Here is an 18,954-nt window from a genome sequence, read left to right on the forward strand (position 1 = left end):
ATCCATGAGCCAAGAAAGCCGCCTCGACCAGGACACTCTCGACGCTCGGGAACAACAAGCCGCCGACGGGTACGACCCGGACGCCGGCCGAGGGTGCCCGCATGCCCGGTTCGTCCTCGACCCGGCCACCCCGAGCCTGCACGCCGACAACGACCGGCTGCGTGCGGCCGGCCCGCTCGTGCCCGTGACGGCCGAGGGCGTACCCGCCTGGGCCGCCACCCGTTACGCCACGCTGCTGACGGTCCTGACCCATCCGAAGCTGTCCAGGGACATCCGCCACTGGGCCACCCGCGACACCTGCCCGGCCGGCACCGCCATCGACCGCATCGTCACCGACACCTCGATGCTCAACGCCGAAGGCGACGACCACCGGCGGCTGCGCACCCCCGTGGCCGGCGCGTTCACCGCGCGCCGGCTCCAGCAGCTGCGCCCCAAGATCGAGGCGCTCACCGACAGGCTCGTCGACGCCCTCGCCGAGCTGCCGCCCGACGAGCCGGTGGACCTGCGCAAGGAGTTCGCCTACCCGCTGCCGCGCGAGGTCATCTCCGAGCTGATCGGCATCCCGGCCGAGCACCAGGACGCGCTGCACGAGCTCTCCGACGCCGTGGCCCAGGTGTCCGACACCCTCGACGACTCGCCCGACGTGCGCCGGGCCCTGCACGAACTGCTCGACCGGATCATCGAGGAGCGCCGGGACACGCCCGGCGAGGACCTCATCACCGACCTGTTCAGGCTGCGCGAGAAGGACGGCGACCGGCTCTCCAGCGACGAGCTGTTCGCCACCATCGAGCTGCTGTTCATCGCCGGGCACGTGACGACCGTCAACCTCATCACCAACGCCATCGGCGCCCTGCTCAACCGGCCTGACCAGCTCGAACTGCTGCGCACCGGCCAGTGCGACTACAGCGCGGCGGTCGAGGAGACGCTGCGCTGGGACTCGCCGATCGCCTACTTCCCCATGCGGTACGCCGTACAGGACATCGAGATCGACGGCGTGCGCCTGCGCGCCGGCGAGCCCGTGCTGGCCTGCTTCGCCGCCTCCGGGCGCGACCCCGGCCAGTTCGGCGAGAACGCCGACCGCTTCGACATCACCAACCCGCCCAACGCCCACCTGGCCTTCGGGCACGGGCCGCACTTCTGCCTCGGCGCGCCGCTGGCCAGGATCGAGGCCGAGATCGCGCTGAAGGCGCTGTTCGAGGCGTTCCCCGAGATCGCGCCCGCCGCGCGGCCCGAGGACCTGGCCCCGCTGGACACGCTGCTGGGCAACAGCACCCGCAGCATGCCCGTCCTGCTCGGCCCGCGCGCCCGCTGAAGCTCCCCGGACGGGCGGGCCTGCCCGTCCGGGGTCAGCCCACGCTCTCCGCGTGCCGGTCCGTCAGCCCACGCTCTCCGCGTGCCGGTCGTAGTGGCGCAGGAACAGCTCCTCCAGCGTCGGCGGCCGGCTCACCAGGCTGCGCACGCCCGCCTCCGCGAGCCGGCGCAGCGCCGGGTCCAGCGCCGCGCCGTCCACGCTGAACCGCACCCGCCCGTCACCGGCCCGCAGCTCGTGCACCCCGGGCAGCTCGGCCAGCCCGTCCGGCGGCTGCGCCAGCTCGGCCTCGATCGACGTGCGGGTCAGGTGCCGCAGCTCCGCCAGCGTGCCCGTCTCGACCGTGCGGCCGTCCCGGATGATCGTCACCCGGTCGCACAGCGCCTCCACCTCGGCCAGGACGTGGCTCGACAGCAGCACCGTACGCCGCTCCCGCTCCTGCCTGACGCACTCCCGGAACACCTCCTCCATCAGCGGGTCCAGGCCGGAGGTGGGCTCGTCCAGGATCAGCAGCTCCCCCTCGGAGGCCAGCGCGGCCACCAGGGCCACCTTCTGCCGGTTGCCCTTCGAGTACGTCCGCGCCTTCTTGCGCGGATCCAGGTCGAACCGCTCCAGCAGGTCCGCCTTGCGCCGCGCGTTCAGCCCGCCGCGCAGGCGGCCCAGCAGGTCGATCACCTCGCCGCCCGACAGGTGCGGCCACAGCGTCACGTCGCCCGGCACGTACGCCAGGCGCCGGTGCAGCTCGGCCGCCTGCGACCACGGGTCACCGCCCAGCAGCCGGGCGGTGCCCCCGTCGGCGCGCACCAGGCCCAGCAGAATCCGGATCGTCGTACTCTTCCCCGCGCCGTTCGGCCCCAGGAAACCGTGCACCTCCCCGGCGCGCACACTCAGGTCGAGCCCGTCCAGCGCCCTGGCCGTCCCGAACGACTTCACCAGCCCCTTCACCACGATGGCGTCACTCATGGCGGTGCTCCTCCAGATTCACGCGGTCGCGCCCCGATCGAGGGCCTTCCTGGCCTCCGCGGCCTCCTCCAGGCTGAGCAGCGGGTGCGAGTAGAGGTCCACCAACACCCGCATCAGCTTGACCTGCCCCTCCGGGCTGGTCAGGTCCACTCCCAGACCGCGTTCGACGTGCTGGCGCAGCACCGTGGCCGACAGCGCCATCGCCGCGATCATCGTCGAGCGGGAGCGGGCGTCCACGTCGGGCGGATCGGGGCGGCTCTTGTCGGCCTCGACGATCCACCCCTCGCCGAGGTCGACCATCTCGTCGAACAGCGGCGCCGCCCACCCCTCCGTCAGCGCCCGCGCCAGATAGGGCTGGTACGGGCCCATGACGGCGGCCGGGTTGAGCCCGGCGCCGTACGGGTCGTCCGCGGCCTGCCGGTTCAGCCTGCGGATCATCTTCATCAGGTGCTCGTCGCACGCCTCGCGCAGCGCCTGCTTCGAGCCGAAATGATGGCGTACCAGGCCCAGGGACACGCCGGCGGTCTCCGCGATGCCGCGGATCGTCGCCCGCTCGAAACCGTGCTCGCCGATGTGCCGCATCGCCGCGTCCCTGATCCGCGCACGCGCCGTGAGATCCTCCGGATCCGGTACGGTCGTCATCCATTCCCCTGTATAGCTCGCTGTTCACCCGAAAAGCAGACTATACCGGTGTATAGCGGCCCCGCAACGCGACCCCCGGCTACGCACGACGGCCCGGATCGTTCTACGCTCCATGCACGACGATTGGAGACAACGCCGTGCCACAGCCCGACCCGGCGCCCATGCGCCTGGCCACCGCCATCCGCCCCTACGACTGGGGCTCGGTGACGGCCCTGCCGCAGCTCTTCGGCACCGAACCGACCGGCCGGCCCCAGGCCGAGCTCTGGATGGGCGCCCACCCCGGCGACCCCTCCACCGTCGGCGGCACCCCGCTCAACGAGCTCATCGCCGGCGACCCCGCCGGCACCCTCGGCGAGCCCGCCGCCGCCCGCTTCGGCCCCGCCCTCCCCTACCTGCTCAAGGTCCTGGCCATCGAACGGCCCCTCTCCCTCCAGGTCCACCCCACCACCGAGCAGGCCCAGGCAGGGTTCGCCGACGAGGACGCCCGCGGCGTCCCCATCGACGATCCCGCCCGCACGTACAAGGACGCCTCGCACAAGCCCGAGATGGTCTGCGCGATCACCCCCTTCCACGGCCTGTGCGGCTTCCGCGACCCCGCCGCGACCGCCGCCCTCCTCGACCGCCTCGCCGTGCCGGACCTGGCCCCCTGGATCGGCCTGCTCCGGGCGGGCGACCTGCGGACCGTGTTCGCCCAGATGCTCGACGACGCCCACGAGCCGCTGCGCGCCCAGGTCGAGCGGGCCCTGCGCGAGTCGGACGACCCCGGCCTGGCCGTCTACGGCGACCTCGCCCGCGCCTGCCCCGGCGACCCGGGCGTCACCGCCGCGCTGCTGCTGCACCACGTCAACCTGGCCCCCGGCCAGGCCCTCTACCTCGGCGCCGGCGTCCCCCACGCCTACCTCGGCGGCATCGGCGTCGAGATCATGGCCAACTCGGACAACGTGCTGCGCTGCGGGCTCACCACCAAGCACATCGACGTGCCCGAGCTCATGCGCGTCGTCGACTTCACGCCCTCCGCCCCTCACCTGGTGCAGCCTGAGCAGGACGCGCCCGGCGAGCACCACTACCGGCCGCCGGCCCCCGAGTTCGCCCTCACGCGCTACGACCTCGACAGCCCCCACACGCTGCCCGGGGGCGCCCCCCAGATCGTCGTCTGCATCGACGGGGAGGCCCGCCTGGGCGACCTGACGCTGCGGCCGGGCGAGTCGGCGTTCATCCCCGCGGCTGCCGCGCCGGTGCCGCTTGCCGGGAAGGGGACGGCGTACCGCGCCGCGCCGGGCGCCTTTACATTGTAGATTCGCTACGACGTTTCGGTCCGGCGTTGAACGTCCCGTTCCTAGGCTCGCCCGCATGAACACTGTGACCATCGAGCCGAGCATCCTGTACTTCGGGACCCCCGTCGTCCTGCTCTCCACGGAGAACCCGGACGGGACGTTCAACCTCGCCCCGATGTCCTCGGCCTGGGCGCTGGGCCAGGTGATCGTGCTGGGGCTGGGCGCCGAGGGGCAGAGCGCCCGCAACCTCATGAGCCGCCCAGAGGTGGTCGTCAACCTGCCCGCCCCCCACCAGTGGGAGGCGGTCGAACGGCTGGCGCCCCTCACCGGGCGGCACCCGGTGCCGGCCACCAAGCACGCGGGCTGCCGGTACGAGCCCGGCAAGTTCGCCGCGGCGGGGCTGCGGCCCGAGCCCTCCGAGACCGTACGGCCGCCGCGCGTGGCCGAGTGCCCGCTCCAGTTCGAGGCGCGGGCGGAGCGGGTGGGCCACGACGTCTCGGGGTCGTTCGTGATCGCGGAGGCCGTCGTGAGCAGGGTGCACGCGGACCCGCGCATCGTGGTGCCCGGCACCCAGCACGTGGACCCGGGCACGTGGAGCCCGCTCATCTACAACTTCCGCCACTACTTCGGCCTCGGCCCCGAACTCGGCCACTCCTACCGCAGCCAGACGCCCCGCTAGGGCAGCCTGCGGACCTTGAGCACGCTGTCCACGCGGGTGCCGGGCCGGCCGTCCGGGTCGTCCTGGGCGCGCTCGTACTCCTCGCAGACCTGCACCTCCCACTCCCCCTCCGGCAGCCGCAGCGCCTCCAGGACCTCCTGCGGCGTGGGGAAGTGCACCTCGGCGTGCGCGGCGTGCTCCCAGGACGGCCATCCCGCGTGCCCGACGACCAGCAGCACCCCGCCGGGGGCGACCGCCGCCGCAGCGGCGCGCAGGATCTCCTCGCGCGGCAGCTCCACGAACGAGTGCAGGAAACAGGCGGAGACGAGGTCGAAGACGCCTTCGGGGAAGGACACGCCCAGGTCGTGCCGCTGCCAGTCGATGCGGTCGGCGACCCCCGCCTCCTCGGCGTGCGCGGCGGCGCGTTCGAGGGCCACGCCGGAGACGTCGGCCGCGGTGACCCGCCACCCCCTGCCCGCGAGCCAGATCGCGTCACCCCCCTCACCGGAGCCGAGATCCAGCGCCGTGCCGGGTTCGAGGTCCGACACCTCGCGGACCAGCGTCACGTTGGGGTTCCCGCTCCAGATCCGGGTCTTCTCGGAGTAGCGGGAGTCCCAGTACTCCTCCGGGGCGACGTCCATGGCGGCGACGGCGCGGCGGGTCTCCTCGGCGACCAGGTCGGCGTTGATCGCCGCCGCCGCCCGCACGCCCGCCGCCGCGGCGCCGATGACCTGCTCGTTCAGGGTGGTCACGTTCCCGGCCACCCACACCCCGGGCACGCTGGTGGCGCCCGCCGGGTCGGCGGGCACGCGGGTGCCGATCACGTGCCCGGACATCTCCATCTCCTCCGTCTCCAGCCCCAGCGCCGCGAACGGCCCCACCTGGGCGGTGAGCCGGCCGGCCGTCGCCAGAGCCTGGCAGGCGACCACGCGCCCGTCGGCGAGCCGCACCCCGGACAGCCTGCCGTCCGTCACCTCCAGGCCCACCACCTTGCCCTCGACCACGGTGACGCCCCGGGCGGCGAGCTGGCGCCGCTCGTCGAGACCGAGCTGGGGCGCGGTGTGCGGGAAGAAGGTCACCTCGGCGCTCCACTGCCGCCACAGCAGCGCCTGGTGAACGGAGAGCGGCCCCGTGCCCAGGACCGCGATCGCCTGGTCGCGCACCTCCCAGCCGTGGCAGTACGGGCAGTGCAGCACGTCCTTGCCCCACCGCTCGGCCAGGCCTGGCACGTCCGGCAGCTCGTCGGTCAGGCCGGTGGTGACCAGCAGCCGGTCCGCCTCGACGGTCGCGCCGCCCGTGTCCCCGCCCGCCAGCACGACCCGGAAGCCGCCGCCGTCGAGCCGCTCGGCGGTGGTGACGGTGCCGGTCACGATCTCCCCGCCGTACCCGATCACCTCCTCCCGCCCCGCGGCCAGCAGCTCCAGCGGCGCAAGGCCCTCGCGCCCCAGGTACGTGTGCACGCCCTCGGCGGGCGCGTTGCGCGGCCGGCCGGCGTCGACGACCAGCACCTTCCGCCGCGCCCGGCCCAGCGTGAGCGCCCCGCTCAGTCCCGCGGCCCCGCCGCCGACCACCACGACGTCGTATTTCGCGTCCATCTCGCCTCTTCTCACGATGATTCCGATGTCCGACACTGTCCGCGCCCGGCGGCTGATTTGACAAATTTCCTTGCCGAAATGGCAAAGTGGGTCGCATGGACGACCTCGACGACGTACTCCAGTCCGTGGGGCCGCGGCTGCGGTCGGTGCGCCAGGAGCGTGGCGAGACGCTGGCGCAGCTGTCCGCGAGCACCGGCATCTCCGTCAGCACCCTGTCCCGGCTGGAGTCGGGGCAGCGCAAACCGACCCTGGAGCTGCTCCTGCTGCTGGCCCGGGCGCACCAGGTCCAGCTCGACGAGCTGATCGACGCGCCGGTGACCGGTGACCCGCGCGTGCATCTGCGCCCCTTCAAACGCCACGGCACGACGTTCATCCCGCTGAGCCGCCGGCCCGGCGGCGTGCAGGCGTACAAGCAGATCCTCCCGCCGCACTGGCCGGGCTACGAGCCGGGGCCGCCGGACCAGAAGGTCCACGAGGGCTACGAGTGGCTGTACGTGCTGTCGGGGCGGGTGCGGCTGCTCCTCGGGGAGCACGACGTGATCCTCACGCAGGGGGAGGTGGCGGAGTTCGACACGCGGACGCCGCACGCGTTCGCCAACCCCGGCCCGGAGCCGACCGAGATCCTCGCCCTGTTCGGCCCCCAGGGGGAGCGCATGCACGTCCGCGCCCGCCCGGCCGCCCGGTGAACACCCGGTGGTCTGGTGCATGATGATGCACGTGACCGAGTCGGTGATGCGGTGGGTGCGGCGGCACCGGCCGGACGGCAATCCGCTGCGGCGGCGCTCCGACCGCCTGGAGAGCGCCGCGCTGCTCGTGACGGTGGTCCTCGTCCTGCTCAGCGTGTGGCCCGCGGCGGCGGCGGGGCGGCAGTCGTACGAGCACGCGCTGCCGGCGCTCGGCGACGGGCGCCGGGAGGTGGTGGCGACGCTGCTGGCGGACGCGCCGGTCACGCGCCTGTCGTTCGGGGAGGCGCCCCGCGGCGAGCCGGCCCCGGCACGCTGGACGACGCCGTCCGGCCTGGAGCGGACCGGCCGGGTGATGGCGCCGCCCCTGGCCCGGGCGGGCACGGAGGTGCGGATCTGGGTCGATCCCGGCGGCCGGCGCGTCGGCGCGCCGCCGAGCCCCGGCGACCTGCGGGTCACGGCCGTGGCGACGGCGCTGCTGCTGGTGCTGGTGGCGGCGGTGGTCGGGGGGCTGGGGTTCGCGGGCTTCCGGCTGCTGCTGGACCGGGGACGTTACCGCGAGTGGGAGGCCGCCTGGTCGCTGGCCGACGCGCGGTGGCGGCGCCGGCGCTCGTCGTAGGCGCCGGGCCGTCCTATACCGAAATCGCATGCCCGGTCAGGGCCCGAGTCAAGGGCCCGCCCAGGTCAAGGGCGGTATTGCGGCGAATCGCGGTGATCTCCGGGCGTCTAAGGTGGAGGGGATGGGACGCGTCACCCGGATGAACGGGGTGCGGGCGCGGGGCGCCCTGCCCGGCCAGGCGGAGCTGGAGCCGCCGCGGCCGGTGCGGGCGCCCCGCTGACGCACTCAGGCGTCCGGGAGCCGCTCGGTGCCGAAGCCGTCGAGCTCCTGGCGCTCCTCCAGGTCGCGCAGCTCCTGGAAGACCGTGATGTGCAGGCCCGCGGGCGCGTCCAGCCGGGCGTTCAGCGACTCCCAGGGCGTGACCGTGGGCGGCGCCACCTCCGTCGCGCCCGCCGCGACCAGCCGCTCGGTGGTGCCCCGCGCGTCGTCCACCTCGAACGCCACCCGCAGCTTCGGCGCCACCTGGCGCCCCACCTCGACCTCGTCGATCATCTTCTTCTGCGCCGGGTTCGCGATCTCCAGCGTGGCCCGCCCGGCGTCCAGGATCGCCACCCGCGCGCCGTCGCCGCCGGAGAACGCGGCCTGCTCGGGAAGGCCCAGCACGTCACGGTAGAAGGCCAGCGCGGCCTCGTAGTCCTCGGCCTCCACCACCAGCCGGAGCTGCCGTACGGGGCGGTCGTCGATGGGTGCGCTCATGCGATCTCCTCAGCGGGAATGCGGGCTTCAACTGCCTCGTGCAACCCACCTGCCCCGCCGGTTCATCCCGCTCGCATGGTTCGAGAAACCTCTAAGTGTTTCCGGGAACCCTCCCGTCTCCGGAAGAGTCCTTCATGCAAAAGGGGCCGCCTCTGGGGAGGCTGTATGGACGGGGCTTTACACACGGCTGCCATCGTGCTGCTCGCGCTGGTCGTCCTCATCGCGATCCGGACGCAATTCGCGTTGTTCCGCGCCCGTTCCGTCGCTGCGGCGCGCGAGGGCCGCCGCCTGAGCGTCTACGAGGCCGCGTTCCTGGCGGGCGGGCCGCGGCGGGTCATCAACGCGGCCCTGGTGTCGCTGGTCTCGCAGGGCGGGGTGCGGGTGTCGAGCGAGGGGCTGGTCACGCCGGTGAAGGGGTTCCGCGTGACCAAGTCGGTGCCGGTCGAGCGGGCGCTCTTCCGGCACGTGCGCTCCGGCGGGGGGCCGCACACGACGGCCGAGCTGCGGCACCAGACGGTCCGCGATCACGCGATGCGGCGGCTGGCCACGCCGTTGTGGCGGCACGGGTTCCTGATGTCGCCGGCCGTGCGGACGCGGTCGCGGCGGCGTACGAGCTGGCTGGCCGTCCTCGCCGGGCTGGCGGCGGTCGTGGCCGTGGTGAGCCTGCTCCTGCGCGCCCCGCTGGCCACCATCGTGATCGCCGGGACGGCCGCCGTCGCCGGCGGGCTCTGCTTCTTCCTGCTGCGGCGCTCCATGGCGAACCCGGTGACCAGGGCCGGGCGGGCCGCCCTGCGGCAGGCCGAGGCCCGCGACCTGGCGGACGGGTCGTGGAAGGTCTCGGACGAGGTCGGGGTGGTGGCGTTGCGGGGGCTCACCGAGCTGCCGGACCGGCGGCTGGCCGACTCGCTGGCCCGCGACACGCGGGCCAGGAACCTCGGCGGGCTGCGGGCGGCGTGCTGCGCGCCCGGCCACTGCGGGTCGTACGGCGGCCCGGCTTACTCCTACGGGGACGCCTCGTACGGGGGCGACGGGGGCGGGTTCTTCGACTTCGGCGGCCTGTTCGACGGGGGCGGCGGGTCCCACGGCCACGACGGCGGAGGCGGCGGCGGGTCCGACAGCGGGGGCGGCGGGTGCGGCGGAGGCGGTGGCGGAGACCCGTGACACCGCCGTTCCCGGTCAGCCCCGCCCGTAGCGGTCCTCGGCCCGCCAGAAGTACCAGAACCCGAAGATCAACGCGAACACCGCCCAGAACACGCACGACACCCACACCGTCCGCGGCGGGACGTGGCTGCCGATCAGGATGTCGCGCATCCACTCGATGTAGGAGGCCGCCGGGTTCAGGTACATCACCGTCGCCACCCACTCCGGCAGGCGCGCGCTGTTGACGACCTTGTCATGGATGGCGAAGAACACCCCGGACGCGTACAGCCACGTCCGCATGATGAACGGCAGCAGCTGGCTGAGGTCCCGCAGCGTGGACCCCAGCCTGGCCAGCACCAGCCCCGCCCCGATGTTGAACGACGTCTGCAGCGCCAGCACGATCGGCACCATCAGCCAGAACCACGTGGGGTACTCCCCCGTCACCGTCACGATCACCAGCAGCACCCCCATGGAGATGGTGAGCTGCTGCAGCTCCTGGATCGTGTACGCCAGCGGCAGCGACGCCCGGGGGAAGTGCAGGGCGCGGATCAGCGACAGGTTGCCGGAGATCGACTTGGCGCCCGCGGTGACGGTCCGCTGCGTGTACGTGAACACGAACATCCCGGTCAGCAGGAACGCCGGGTAGTTGTCGATGTTCTTGCTGCCGCCGAGGATGAGGCCGAACATCACGTAGTAGATGGCCGCGTTCAGCAGCGGGGTGAGCACCTGCCACAGCTGGCCCAGCGCGGACCCCGAGTATTTGGAGACGTTGCGCGAGGTCGCGTACGTCAGGATGAAGTGCCGCCGCTCCCACAGCTGGCGCGTGTAGACGGGCAGTCTCGGGCGCGCGATGGCGGGGCGCAGCCCGTGTCGCCTGGCGAGCTCGGCCAGTGACCCGCTCTCCGGCGGGGCGTTGTCCAGTTGGCTCATGAGCACCTCGCTGCGTTGCGGTCCCCGGCCCCGGTCCTGGCGGCGCGCGGCGGTGCGCGCGCCTTCCAGATGCCGAGGCTAACGGATCAACCGGCGTCATCGCAGCTAGCGGGCGGTAGCCGTTTCCGTGCGGCGTCGCCGGGACGGTGCCCTAATCGGGCGATGCAGGGACGCACCATCTCATCCGGACCCGCCCGCAACGCGGCGGTGGCTCAGGGACGGATGAGCCGGCGCAGCGGGGTCGCGGGGTCGGCGAGTGCGGCGCGGTCGAGCGGGGCGGCGGCTCGGACGAGTGCCTTGAGCTCGTCGGTCTGGTCCCAGATGTTGACGTTCATCGCCGCGATCACCGTGTCGTCCCGGAGCCAGAAGGCCAGGAACTCCCGTTTGGCCAGGTCGCCGCGGATGACGACGTCGTGGGCGAGGCCGGGCGGGACGTGGCCGACGTACTCCATGCCCAGGTCGTACTGGTCGGTGTAGAAGTAGGGCAGCTCGTCGTAGGCGGCCTCGCGGCCGAGCATGGCGCGGGCGGCCACGGCGGGCTGGTTGAGCGCGTTGGCCCAGTGCTCGACCCGGATGTGCGCGCCCAGGCGGGGGTGGTAGGCGTTGGCGACGTCGCCGGCGGCGAAGATGTCGGGATCGCTGGTGCGCAGGTCGGCTGTGGTCGTGACGCCGTTGCCGACCGTCAGGCCCGCGGCGGCGGCCAGACCGGTCTCCGGGACGGCGCCGATGCCGGCCACCACGGCGTCCGCGTCGATGCGGGTGCCGTCGGCCAGCTCTACGCCGGCCTCGGTGACCGCGGCCAGGCGGGCGGCGAGCCGCAGGTCGACGCCGTGGTCACGGTGCAGGCCGGCGAAGACGGCGCCGATCTCGGGGCCGAGGACGCCGAGCAGCGGCTGCCGTTCCTGCTCCACCACGGTGACCTCGACGCCGGCGGCGCGGGCCGCGGCGGCGGTCTCCAGGCCGATCCAGCCGGCGCCGACGACGGCGATCCTCGTGGCGGCGGACAGCGTGGCGCGCAGGCGGTCGGAGTCGTCCACGGTACGGAGGTACAGCACGTTGCCGCGATCGTGCCCGGGGACGGCCAGGCGGCGCGGGCTTGCCCCGGTGGCCAGCAGCAGCTTGTCGTACCGGAGCCGCTCGCCGTCGGACAGGGTCACCTGATGAGCGGTCCGGTCGATGCCGGTGACCGTGACGCCGGTGCGCAGGTCGACGGCGTGGTCGCGGTACCAGCCCGCGTCGTGCACGAAGATCTTCTCTCGCTCGCCGCCGTCCTGCAGGCAGGTCTTCGACAGCGGGGGCCGCTCGTAGGGCAGGTGCGGTTCCCTGCCGACCACGACGATCGCGCCGTCGAACCCCTCCTCCCGCAGGGCCTCGGCGGCCTTGGCCGCGGCCAGGCCGCCTCCGGCGATCACGAACGTGGCTGGTGCCGGCATCGTCAGTCTCCTGTCTGCTCGTAGGTGGAAGGGCTCGTACGAGGGGCTAGCCGTGGACGCCGGCCAGCGCGAAGAATTCCTGCCGGGAGCGCGGATCCTCCCGGAGCAGCCCCTGCAGGGCCGACGTCACCGTGCGGGATCCGCGGGCCTGCACGCCGCGCATCGACATGCACAGGTGCTCGGCCTCGATCACCACGCCGACGCCCTTGGGCTCCAGGTGCTGCTGCAACCAGTCGGCCACCTGCTTGGTCAGCCGTTCCTGCACCTGCAGGTCGCGGGCGAACAGCTCGACCACGCGGGCGAGCTTCGACAACCCCAGGATGCGGTCGCCGGGCAGGTAGCCCACGTGCGCCACGCCCTGGAACGGCAGCAGGTGGTGCTCGCACAGCGACTGCACCGGAATGTCGCGGGCCAGGACGAGCTCGTCGTACCCCTCCTCGTTGGGGAAGGTCGTCAGGTTGAACTCGCGCGGTGCCAGCAACTCGGCATAGGCGTGCGCGACCCGCCTCGGCGTGTCGGCCAGGTGCTCGGACTCCGCGTCCCGGCCCAGCGCGGTCAGCAGGTCGGTCACCGCGCGCTGCGCGGCCTCGAGGTCCACGTCGCCGCGTCCGCGGACCACGCGCAGGCGTCGCTGCTGGTGGTCCGGGGACACGACGGAAGACGAACCACTGGCCGGCTGCGCCACAGACTCGCTCATGCCGCCCCCTTCTATTGACAAGTTTCGCTAACGTTAGAAGGTGACCAGCGATTTAGTCAATAAGAATGGGTTTTAGAATGAGCGAGGCTGACGAGGCCTGGCCGGCACGCGTCTCCGCCGTCGCGGCGCTGGACGAGCCGACCCGGCGCCGCTTGTACGAGTTCGTGGTGCGACAGCCGGCGCCGGTGAGCCGCGACCAGGCCGCCGACGCCGTGCAGGCGCCACGCAACACGGTCTCGTTCCACCTGGACAAGCTGGTGGCCGAAGGGCTGCTCGAAGCCGTCTACGAACGCCGCACCGGCCGTACCGGGCCCGGCGCCGGCCGCCCGGCCAAGCTCTACCGGCGCGCGCTCGGGCAGATCACGATCTCCCTGCCCGACCGGCGCTACGAAACCGCCGCCCACCTGCTCGCCGACGCTCTCCAGGAAGCGCAGGCCTCAGGAGAGTCACCACGCGCCGTGCTCGACCGGCGCGCCCGCGAACTGGGCAGGGAACTCGGCCGCGAGGCCCGCCCCACCGCCTCCGCGCCCGATCCCCGCGCGGCGGTCATGCCTGCCCTGGAGGCCCTCGGATTCGAGCCCCGCGCCGAGGGCGCGGCCATCACCCTTGTCAACTGTCCCTTCCACAGCCTGGCCCGGCAGCACACCGAGCTGGTCTGCGGCATGAACCTCTGCCTTCTCACCGGCCTGCTCGAAGGTCTCGCCGCGACAGGCGTCACCGCCCGCCTGGAACCCGCCCCCGAACACTGCTGCGTCCGCCTCCACCCGACCGGCCCGGCCTGACGAGGGCGGCAGCGCCGAGCCTGCGGGGGGGGACGCGTGGGATCGGGCGCGCCATCGCCTGCGGTACCCGACCCTGCAGGGGACGTGCGGATCGGGCACGCCCGCGCCACCACCCGCCCCGCGCTCGGCAAGCCCGCCACCACCCACCCCGGACCTCCGCAAGGCCCCCGCCATGGCCCGACCTCGGCAAGCCCGCCGCCCGGGCCCCGCGCTCGGCAAGCTCCCCGCCCGGGCCCCGCGCTCGGCAAGTTCGCCGCCCTGGCCCGACCTCGGTAAGGCCGCCGCCCTGACCTCAGCGACCGCACGGGCTCGGCGGAGTGCGCCGCGGACGGCGGCGGCACCGGGGGCAGGTGTTCAGGAGGACGGGACGTTCACGCCCGTCACCGCGAAGCGTTCGACGGTCGCCACGTGGCCGCCCGTGGACGCCACGACGGTCAGCGTGCGCCCCGGGGGCGCCTTGAAGGAGACCCGGGCCGTCCACGGCGAGCCGGTCCCCCCGGCGCCCACGCAGCACGCCTCCCCCACCGGGGTGGTCGAGCCGGGCCGGCGGACCTGGACCTTGACGCTCTCGTCCACGCCCGTGATCCGGCCGCCCACGGTCAGCGGGGACCGCACGGTGGCGCCGTAGCGGGGTCTGGTGAGCGAGAACGAGGTGTCGTCCGTGCCCACCACCTCCCACGGCGCGTCCTCGCCCGAGCCGTACTTGACCAGGTGCACGACGGCCGCCACGAGCAGCCGCGGGCCCTCCTCGGCCTGGTAGGCGACGTGCACCCGCGCGTGGTCGCCCTGCCGGACGGACTTGGCGACCCGGTCGATCTCGGTGAAGCGGAGGAAGTCCCGGGTGAAGGCGAGCGCGGTGCGGCGGGCGTCGAGGTGCCACGCCTCGCGGCCGTCCCTGCGGTGCGCCTCCTGCCACGCCGTCGCCTCGCCGGGGGTCGAGAACGGCCACAGCGGCTGGTAGCGGCCGGCGACCAGGCCCCCGCGAGGGGCCGGCGTGCCGGGAGGGGTGGTCTCGGGGCTGGCCTGCGGGGTGGTCTCCTCGGGTGAGGCCGTCACGCTGATCGACGAGCCCCGCGGGTCCCCCACGGCCCCGCAGCCGGCGGTCGCCATCGCGAGCACGATCAGCACCGGAAGGGCTGGCCCGGTGAAGCGTTTCATGCGGCACCTCCTGACAGTGGCGATCGTGCCCGGCCGGCCACCGAAGTATCCCAGCCGACCGCCTCTGATCAGCAGCGAAACGCCGGGCCGCTACATGCCGTGGATGCGCCGGCCCGCGATCTGCTGGGGAACGATGCGGATGTACAGGCGGCGTTCGCCGCCCGCCCAGGGCGTGACGCCCGAGTCGGCCACCTCCTCCATCTCGTCCGCCGTCACGTGGTGGGCGGCCCCCTGCACCAGGACGCTCCACCCTTCGCGGTTGGCCTCGTCGATCTTGTCGACCTCGAAGGCGATCTTGATGTCCACCCCTTCCAGCCCCGACCGGAGGTCCTGGTCCATCGGGCCGCCGGACGCGGTACGGAAGACGATCACGCCGTGGTGCAGCTTGTAGTTGACGGGCAGCACGGTGGGCCCGCGCGAGCCGCTGAACGCCACCCGCCCGATCCCGCCCGGCGAGATCAGCCGCAGGCACTCCTCCGGGTCCAGCACCTCCATCGTCGGGTTGGCCATGGCGGGGCCGTGCCCGGGCGGGCGGTCCAGGCCGCCGCCCAGCAGCTCGTGCACCGTGGTCTGCAGGGCGTCCGCCAGGCGGTAGAGGGCGCCGGTGTCCGGCATATCCGGATTTTCCTCTAGGTATCTCAGATAGCCGGCCGACATGGCCGCACGCTCGGCGACCTGCTCACGGGTCAGGCCGAGGCGTTCGCGGCAGTGGATGAGGCGGCGTCCGAGATCTCCGGTGCCAGTCATGATCGTTTCTCCTCGCGTGTAGCTACGGCGCGCGGTGCCGTTCACGCGTGCCTCGCGGCCGTCGGCGTCGATGAAGAGCCGGCGTCCGTGGTAGCGGATCGGCATCGACAGCACCCCGAGCCGGCCGGGCGGCAGCGGATCCAGCCGCAGCCCGCGCACCAGCACGCCAAGCCGCAGCCCGCGCCCAGCACGTCGTGCCGCAGGTCGAGCTCGTGCCGGTAGGCCGGCAGCGCGGCCCGCTCGGGCCGGAACCACTCGCACCCCGGGGTGGCGAACCGGCCGTTGCCGGGCGTGCGCAGCGCCTCCCGCGTCCCCTCCCCGCTGGGGTCGGCGCCGTCGTACACGAGCGTCCCGTCGTTCATGGCCGTCCCACCGGCACGCGGCCGGAGACGTCCACGTCGGCCAGGTCGGCGACCACGACGTCCGCCCCGGCGGCCCGCATCGCCCGGGCACCGGTCCCCGCGGCGGCCCGCGGCCCGTCCCCCGGCACCCCGGACCCGCTCCTGTCCACCCCGACGACCAGGCCGAACCCGCCCTTTCGCGCGGCCTCGACGCCCGGCACCGCGTCCTCCACGACCGCCACCACGCCGGGGGCCAGCTCCAGGCGGCGCGCGGCCTCCAGGAACAGCGCGGGATCCGGCGTGCCGGGCAGTCCCAGCTCGGCGGCGTCCTCGCCGCCGACCACCACGTCGAACAGGTGCAGCAGGCCCGCCGACGACACCACCGCCCGGCAGTGCCTGGCGGCCGAGACGACGCCGGTGCGGCAGCCGCGCTGCCGCAGCTCGTGCAGCAGGACGACGGTGGAGGGGAACGGGGCCACGCCGTGGTGCGCGATCGCCTCCACGAACAGCGCGTCCTTGGCCAGCCCCAGCCCGTGTACGGTCTCCGCCCCCGGCTCGTCCTGCGGCCCGCCCTCGGGGATCGAGATGCCACGCGAGGCCAGGAACGTGCGCACGCCGTCCAGCCGGGGCCGCCCGTCCACGAAGGCCAGGTAGTCGGCGCGCACGTCGAACGGCGCGGAGCGGCCCCGCAGGAACGCGTCGAACACGTGCTTCCACGCGGCCGCGTGCACCCGCGCCGTGTCGGTGACCACGCCGTCGGTGTCGAAGACGACCGCCCGGACCCTGGTCAGGTCGAAAATGGCCATATCCAGCACGCTACCCACGCTCGTGGCGGCCAGCCCTGCCGCCTGACCAGGCATGACACACCTTCCGGGCCGGCGTCCTCACGGACACCCCGTAGCGGCGAAGGCGAGGAACTGGGTCGCCTCGCCCTGGTCGAAGTTGTCGTCCGAACCGATCACCAGCGTGCACGTCCCGTCGGCCAGGCGCGGGCCCCACGCCAGGCTCTCGAGGTTCTGCGCCGGGGGCCGGAAGGAGCTCAGGTCGGAGACCAGCCGCTTGGTCACCGGCCGGTATGGCTTGCCCTGCGCCAGGTCGTCCCTGGCCAGCACGTTCGTGGCGCCGCGCAGGTCGATCTCGTAGAGCTTGACCCGGTAGTTGACGCCCTGGATCCAGGACCGCTCCAGCGCGAGATAGCGGTCGTCGTCGATGGCCAGGATCTCCGACACCCCGCTGTCGGCGTCCCCGCCGGACGGGACCGGGGCGGCCGGCAGGGGTCCAGCGGGTAGGCGTACTGGGCGCGCGCGATGCCCAGGCGGTTCCACACGGTCAGGCGCGCGGGCGCGCCGCGCGTCACCGAGGGCACGGGCCCGTCCTCGTGGCGCGGGCCCTCGGTGACGGCGGTGATGCCGCTTTCCGTGACCGCCACCCCTTCAAAGCCGAAATTACGCCTGGGCCCGCTTTCGGTGTCCGTCAGCCGCAAATTCGGCGGCACCCGCAATTCTCCGACATTACGCCCCTGAAGGTCGGCCATGTGCACCGCGGAGGGGGAAATCGGAATGGCCGGATTGGCGCTGTCCGGCCGGTCCCCCTCGTCTCCCCAGATCAGCCGCCCGCTCCACCGGTCGTACCTGATCGACTCGGGGTCGGCCGAGCCCGGCTGGCCGTACGCCGCGTACGGCGTGCCGTCGGCCCTGGTCAGCGTCCTGACCCCGGTCAGCCGCACGCCGACGAACTCCCCCGTGTCCCGGTTGAAGTCCAGCCGCCCGGTGTAGAAGCGGGCGGGGTTGTAGCGCCAGCGGTCGTCGGAGACGAAGTACCAGGTGCCGGTGCCGGGATCGCGGTCGATCCCGGACAGCCCGCCCACCGTGGTGTCCTCGAACTTCAGCAGGTGCGGCAGCCGCTGCTCCCCGAGGAAGCGTGTGATCCGCACGGGATCCCGCTGCGCCGCCGACGCCGGAGGGGCGGCGCACGCCACCACCGTGAAGGCGACGGCGATATGCATGATTCGCCGCGAACGAGCCATCTGACCCCCGTAATTCGATGCCGAACCGACGGAGAAAATGAAAGCGCGGATCAGAGGCTAAGTCCACGGACAAATAACGGCACGCCGCCCATCAAAAAGGGCGATTCACGCCAAGAAAACCGTCCCGAAAAGAGGCGACCACGCCGTCACACACGGGCCGCTCCCGGTGACCGGCCACGCCGCCATGCGCGATCGGGTCCCGGTGACCGGCCGCGCCCCGTCACTCCGGTTCAGCAGCGTGCGGCGGTAGCGGTGGGCGGTCCGGGGCGGGGCGCGTACCGATCACGGCGGTGGCGTCCAGCTCGTCGGAGCTCGCCACCCGGGCGGCCAGCCCCGCCCGCGCGACGGCCTCGGCGGTGGTGGCGGCCTGGCGCTCGCTGGTCTCGACCAGGAGGTGCCCGCCGGGCGCGAGCCAGCGCGGCGCGCCCTCGATCACCCGCCGTACGACGTCGAGCCCGTCGCCGCCGCCGTCGAGCGCCATGAGCGGCTCGTGCAGCCGGGCCTCCGGGGGCAGCAGGTCGATGGAGGACGACGGTACGTACGGAGGGCTCGCGATCAGGATGTCCACCCGGCCCAGCAGGGAGGCGGGCAGCGGCTCGTACAGGTCGCCCCGGTAGACCCGGCCCGTGAGCGCGCCGCCCGACGGGAGGGGCACGGCGGCGAGGTTGCGGCGGGCGCACCGTACGGCGGCGGGGTCCAGGTCGACGGCGTGCAGCTCGGCCTCCCCCAGCCCCACCGCCAGCGCCGCCCCGGCCGCGCCGCTGCCGCAGCACAGGTCGAGGAGGACCGGCGGACCCGGGACGCGACGGGCCAGCTCGGCGGCCCGGCCGATGAGGAACTCCGTACGAGGCCTGGGCACGAACACCCCCGGCTCCACGACCACCCGCAGGCCGCAGAACTCCGCCCAGCCGAGGACGTGCTGGAGGGGTTCGCCGGCGGCGCGGCGTTCGACCATCGCGGCGAGCTCGGCGGGAGTGCGGGCGGTGGAGACGAGCAGCTCGGCCTCGTCCTCGGCGAACACGCAGCCGGCGGCGCGCAGCCTGGCGACGATGGCGGGGATGGAGAGAGCTGAAGGGACAGATGACGAAAAAACCGACATGAGAGCCTTTCGGGATGCCGATGGGCGCTCCCGCGGTCACCTAATCCGGATCACGGGGAGGGAGCACCCGGCCTGCAACAGCGTTGATGGGGCTCACCTCCTAAGGACGATCTGCCCGAGAGCGTACCAGAGCCTTCCTGGCAGAATTCCGTCTGGATCACC

At 73.4% G+C, this 18,954-nt stretch carries 19 protein-coding genes and 1 pseudogene; 7 read left to right on the top strand and 13 right to left on the bottom strand.

Features of this window, described 5'->3' with window-relative positions:
* Positions 1-4 precede the first annotated feature (4 nt).
* The gene (locus tag HD596_RS45575; RefSeq protein WP_185075559.1) at positions 5-1,312 is read left to right on the top strand and encodes a cytochrome P450 family protein; all 1,308 of its coding nucleotides are present in this window, start codon (positions 5-7) and stop codon (positions 1,310-1,312) included.
* A gap of 63 nt (positions 1,313-1,375) precedes the next feature.
* Here HD596_RS45575 and HD596_RS45580 read toward each other — a convergent pair whose 3' ends face one another.
* Together HD596_RS45580 and HD596_RS64300 are read right to left on the bottom strand one after the other, a co-directional pair.
* Positions 1,376-2,272, bottom strand: a complete 897-nt coding sequence (locus tag HD596_RS45580; protein ID WP_185075560.1) for an ABC transporter ATP-binding protein — start codon at positions 2,270-2,272, stop codon at positions 1,376-1,378.
* Between the two features lie 18 nt (positions 2,273-2,290).
* Positions 2,291-2,914: a TetR/AcrR family transcriptional regulator gene (locus HD596_RS64300; protein WP_185075561.1), complete on the bottom strand. Its 624-nt coding sequence runs from the start codon at positions 2,912-2,914 to the stop codon at positions 2,291-2,293.
* Between the two features lie 137 nt (positions 2,915-3,051).
* Here HD596_RS64300 and manA point away from each other — a divergent pair, with 137 nt between their 5' ends.
* Positions 3,052-4,209 carry a mannose-6-phosphate isomerase, class I gene (gene manA, locus HD596_RS45590; protein ID WP_313046354.1) on the top strand — a complete coding sequence of 386 codons (1,158 nt, stop codon included), beginning with the start codon at positions 3,052-3,054 and terminating at the stop codon, positions 4,207-4,209.
* A gap of 55 nt (positions 4,210-4,264) precedes the next feature.
* On the top strand, positions 4,265-4,867 hold the full coding sequence (locus tag HD596_RS45595; protein ID WP_185075562.1) for a flavin reductase family protein: 603 nt from the start codon (positions 4,265-4,267) through the stop codon (positions 4,865-4,867).
* Here HD596_RS45595 and HD596_RS45600 read toward each other — a convergent pair.
* Entirely contained in the window at positions 4,864-6,441 is a 1,578-nt protein-coding gene (locus tag HD596_RS45600; RefSeq protein ID WP_185075563.1) for an SAM-dependent methyltransferase, read from the bottom strand. The two genes, HD596_RS45595 and HD596_RS45600, sit on opposite strands and share 4 nt — an antisense overlap.
* A gap of 95 nt (positions 6,442-6,536) precedes the next feature.
* Here HD596_RS45600 and HD596_RS45605 point away from each other — a divergent pair, with 95 nt between their 5' ends.
* Together HD596_RS45605 and HD596_RS45610 are read left to right on the top strand one after the other, a co-directional pair.
* The gene (locus HD596_RS45605; protein WP_185075564.1) at positions 6,537-7,127 is read left to right on the top strand and encodes a helix-turn-helix domain-containing protein; all 591 of its coding nucleotides are present in this window, start codon (positions 6,537-6,539) and stop codon (positions 7,125-7,127) included.
* A gap of 31 nt (positions 7,128-7,158) precedes the next feature.
* Positions 7,159-7,743 (top strand): Rv1733c family protein, encoded by a 585-nt coding sequence (locus HD596_RS45610; RefSeq protein WP_185075565.1) that lies wholly within the window; start codon positions 7,159-7,161, stop codon positions 7,741-7,743.
* A 225-nt stretch (positions 7,744-7,968) separates the two neighbouring features.
* On the opposite strand, the gene HD596_RS45615 is transcribed toward HD596_RS45610, so the two are convergent.
* On the bottom strand, positions 7,969-8,439 hold the full coding sequence (locus HD596_RS45615; RefSeq protein WP_185075566.1) for a VOC family protein: 471 nt from the start codon (positions 8,437-8,439) through the stop codon (positions 7,969-7,971).
* Between the two features lie 165 nt (positions 8,440-8,604).
* Between HD596_RS45615 and HD596_RS45620 the strand changes: the two genes are divergently transcribed.
* Positions 8,605-9,600, top strand: coding sequence for a TIGR04222 domain-containing membrane protein (locus tag HD596_RS45620; RefSeq protein ID WP_185075567.1), 996 nt, complete (start codon positions 8,605-8,607; stop codon positions 9,598-9,600).
* A gap of 15 nt (positions 9,601-9,615) precedes the next feature.
* Here the strand turns inward: HD596_RS45620 and HD596_RS45625 are convergent, their stop codons facing one another.
* The 3 genes from HD596_RS45625 to folE all read right to left on the bottom strand — a co-directional run bounded on the left by HD596_RS45625 (position 9,616) and on the right by folE (position 12,639).
* Positions 9,616-10,509, bottom strand: a complete 894-nt coding sequence (locus tag HD596_RS45625; RefSeq protein ID WP_185075568.1) for an ABC transporter permease — start codon at positions 10,507-10,509, stop codon at positions 9,616-9,618.
* 212 nt (positions 10,510-10,721) lie between these two features.
* Positions 10,722-11,942 (bottom strand): NAD(P)/FAD-dependent oxidoreductase, encoded by a 1,221-nt coding sequence (locus HD596_RS45630; RefSeq protein ID WP_185075569.1) that lies wholly within the window; start codon positions 11,940-11,942, stop codon positions 10,722-10,724.
* 46 nt (positions 11,943-11,988) lie between these two features.
* Positions 11,989-12,639: a GTP cyclohydrolase I FolE gene (folE, locus tag HD596_RS45635; RefSeq protein ID WP_185075570.1), complete on the bottom strand. Its 651-nt coding sequence runs from the start codon at positions 12,637-12,639 to the stop codon at positions 11,989-11,991.
* Positions 12,640-12,716: 77 nt separating this feature from the next.
* On the opposite strand from folE, the gene HD596_RS45640 reads away from it, so the two are divergent.
* Complete coding sequence (locus HD596_RS45640; protein ID WP_185075571.1) at positions 12,717-13,421, top strand: helix-turn-helix transcriptional regulator; 705 nt, start codon at positions 12,717-12,719, stop codon at positions 13,419-13,421.
* A gap of 354 nt (positions 13,422-13,775) precedes the next feature.
* Here the strand turns inward: HD596_RS45640 and HD596_RS45645 are convergent, their stop codons facing one another.
* The 6 genes and pseudogenes from HD596_RS45645 to HD596_RS45670 form a co-directional block, all read right to left on the bottom strand.
* On the bottom strand, positions 13,776-14,579 hold the full coding sequence (locus HD596_RS45645; protein ID WP_221519882.1) for a Gmad2 immunoglobulin-like domain-containing protein: 804 nt from the start codon (positions 14,577-14,579) through the stop codon (positions 13,776-13,778).
* A gap of 90 nt (positions 14,580-14,669) precedes the next feature.
* Positions 14,670-15,326 (bottom strand): helix-turn-helix domain-containing protein, encoded by a 657-nt coding sequence (locus tag HD596_RS45650; protein ID WP_185075572.1) that lies wholly within the window; start codon positions 15,324-15,326, stop codon positions 14,670-14,672.
* A 358-nt stretch (positions 15,327-15,684) separates the two neighbouring features.
* A complete protein-coding gene (locus HD596_RS45660; protein ID WP_185075574.1) occupies positions 15,685-16,473 on the bottom strand; it encodes an HAD-IA family hydrolase in 789 nt (262 codons plus the stop codon).
* A 78-nt stretch (positions 16,474-16,551) separates the two neighbouring features.
* The gene (locus HD596_RS66275) at positions 16,552-16,896 is read right to left on the bottom strand and encodes an esterase-like activity of phytase family protein (RefSeq protein WP_221519883.1); all 345 of its coding nucleotides are present in this window, start codon (positions 16,894-16,896) and stop codon (positions 16,552-16,554) included.
* Between the two features lie 98 nt (positions 16,897-16,994).
* Positions 16,995-17,693: pseudogene (locus tag HD596_RS66280) on the bottom strand (esterase-like activity of phytase family protein); the annotation flags it as partial.
* A gap of 220 nt (positions 17,694-17,913) precedes the next feature.
* Entirely contained in the window at positions 17,914-18,792 is an 879-nt protein-coding gene (locus HD596_RS45670; protein ID WP_185075575.1) for a putative protein N(5)-glutamine methyltransferase, read from the bottom strand.
* Positions 18,793-18,954: the final 162 nt, after the last annotated feature.

This window comes from Nonomuraea jabiensis (assembly GCF_014204795.1).
GTDB lineage: Bacteria > Actinomycetota > Actinomycetes > Streptosporangiales > Streptosporangiaceae > Nonomuraea > Nonomuraea jabiensis.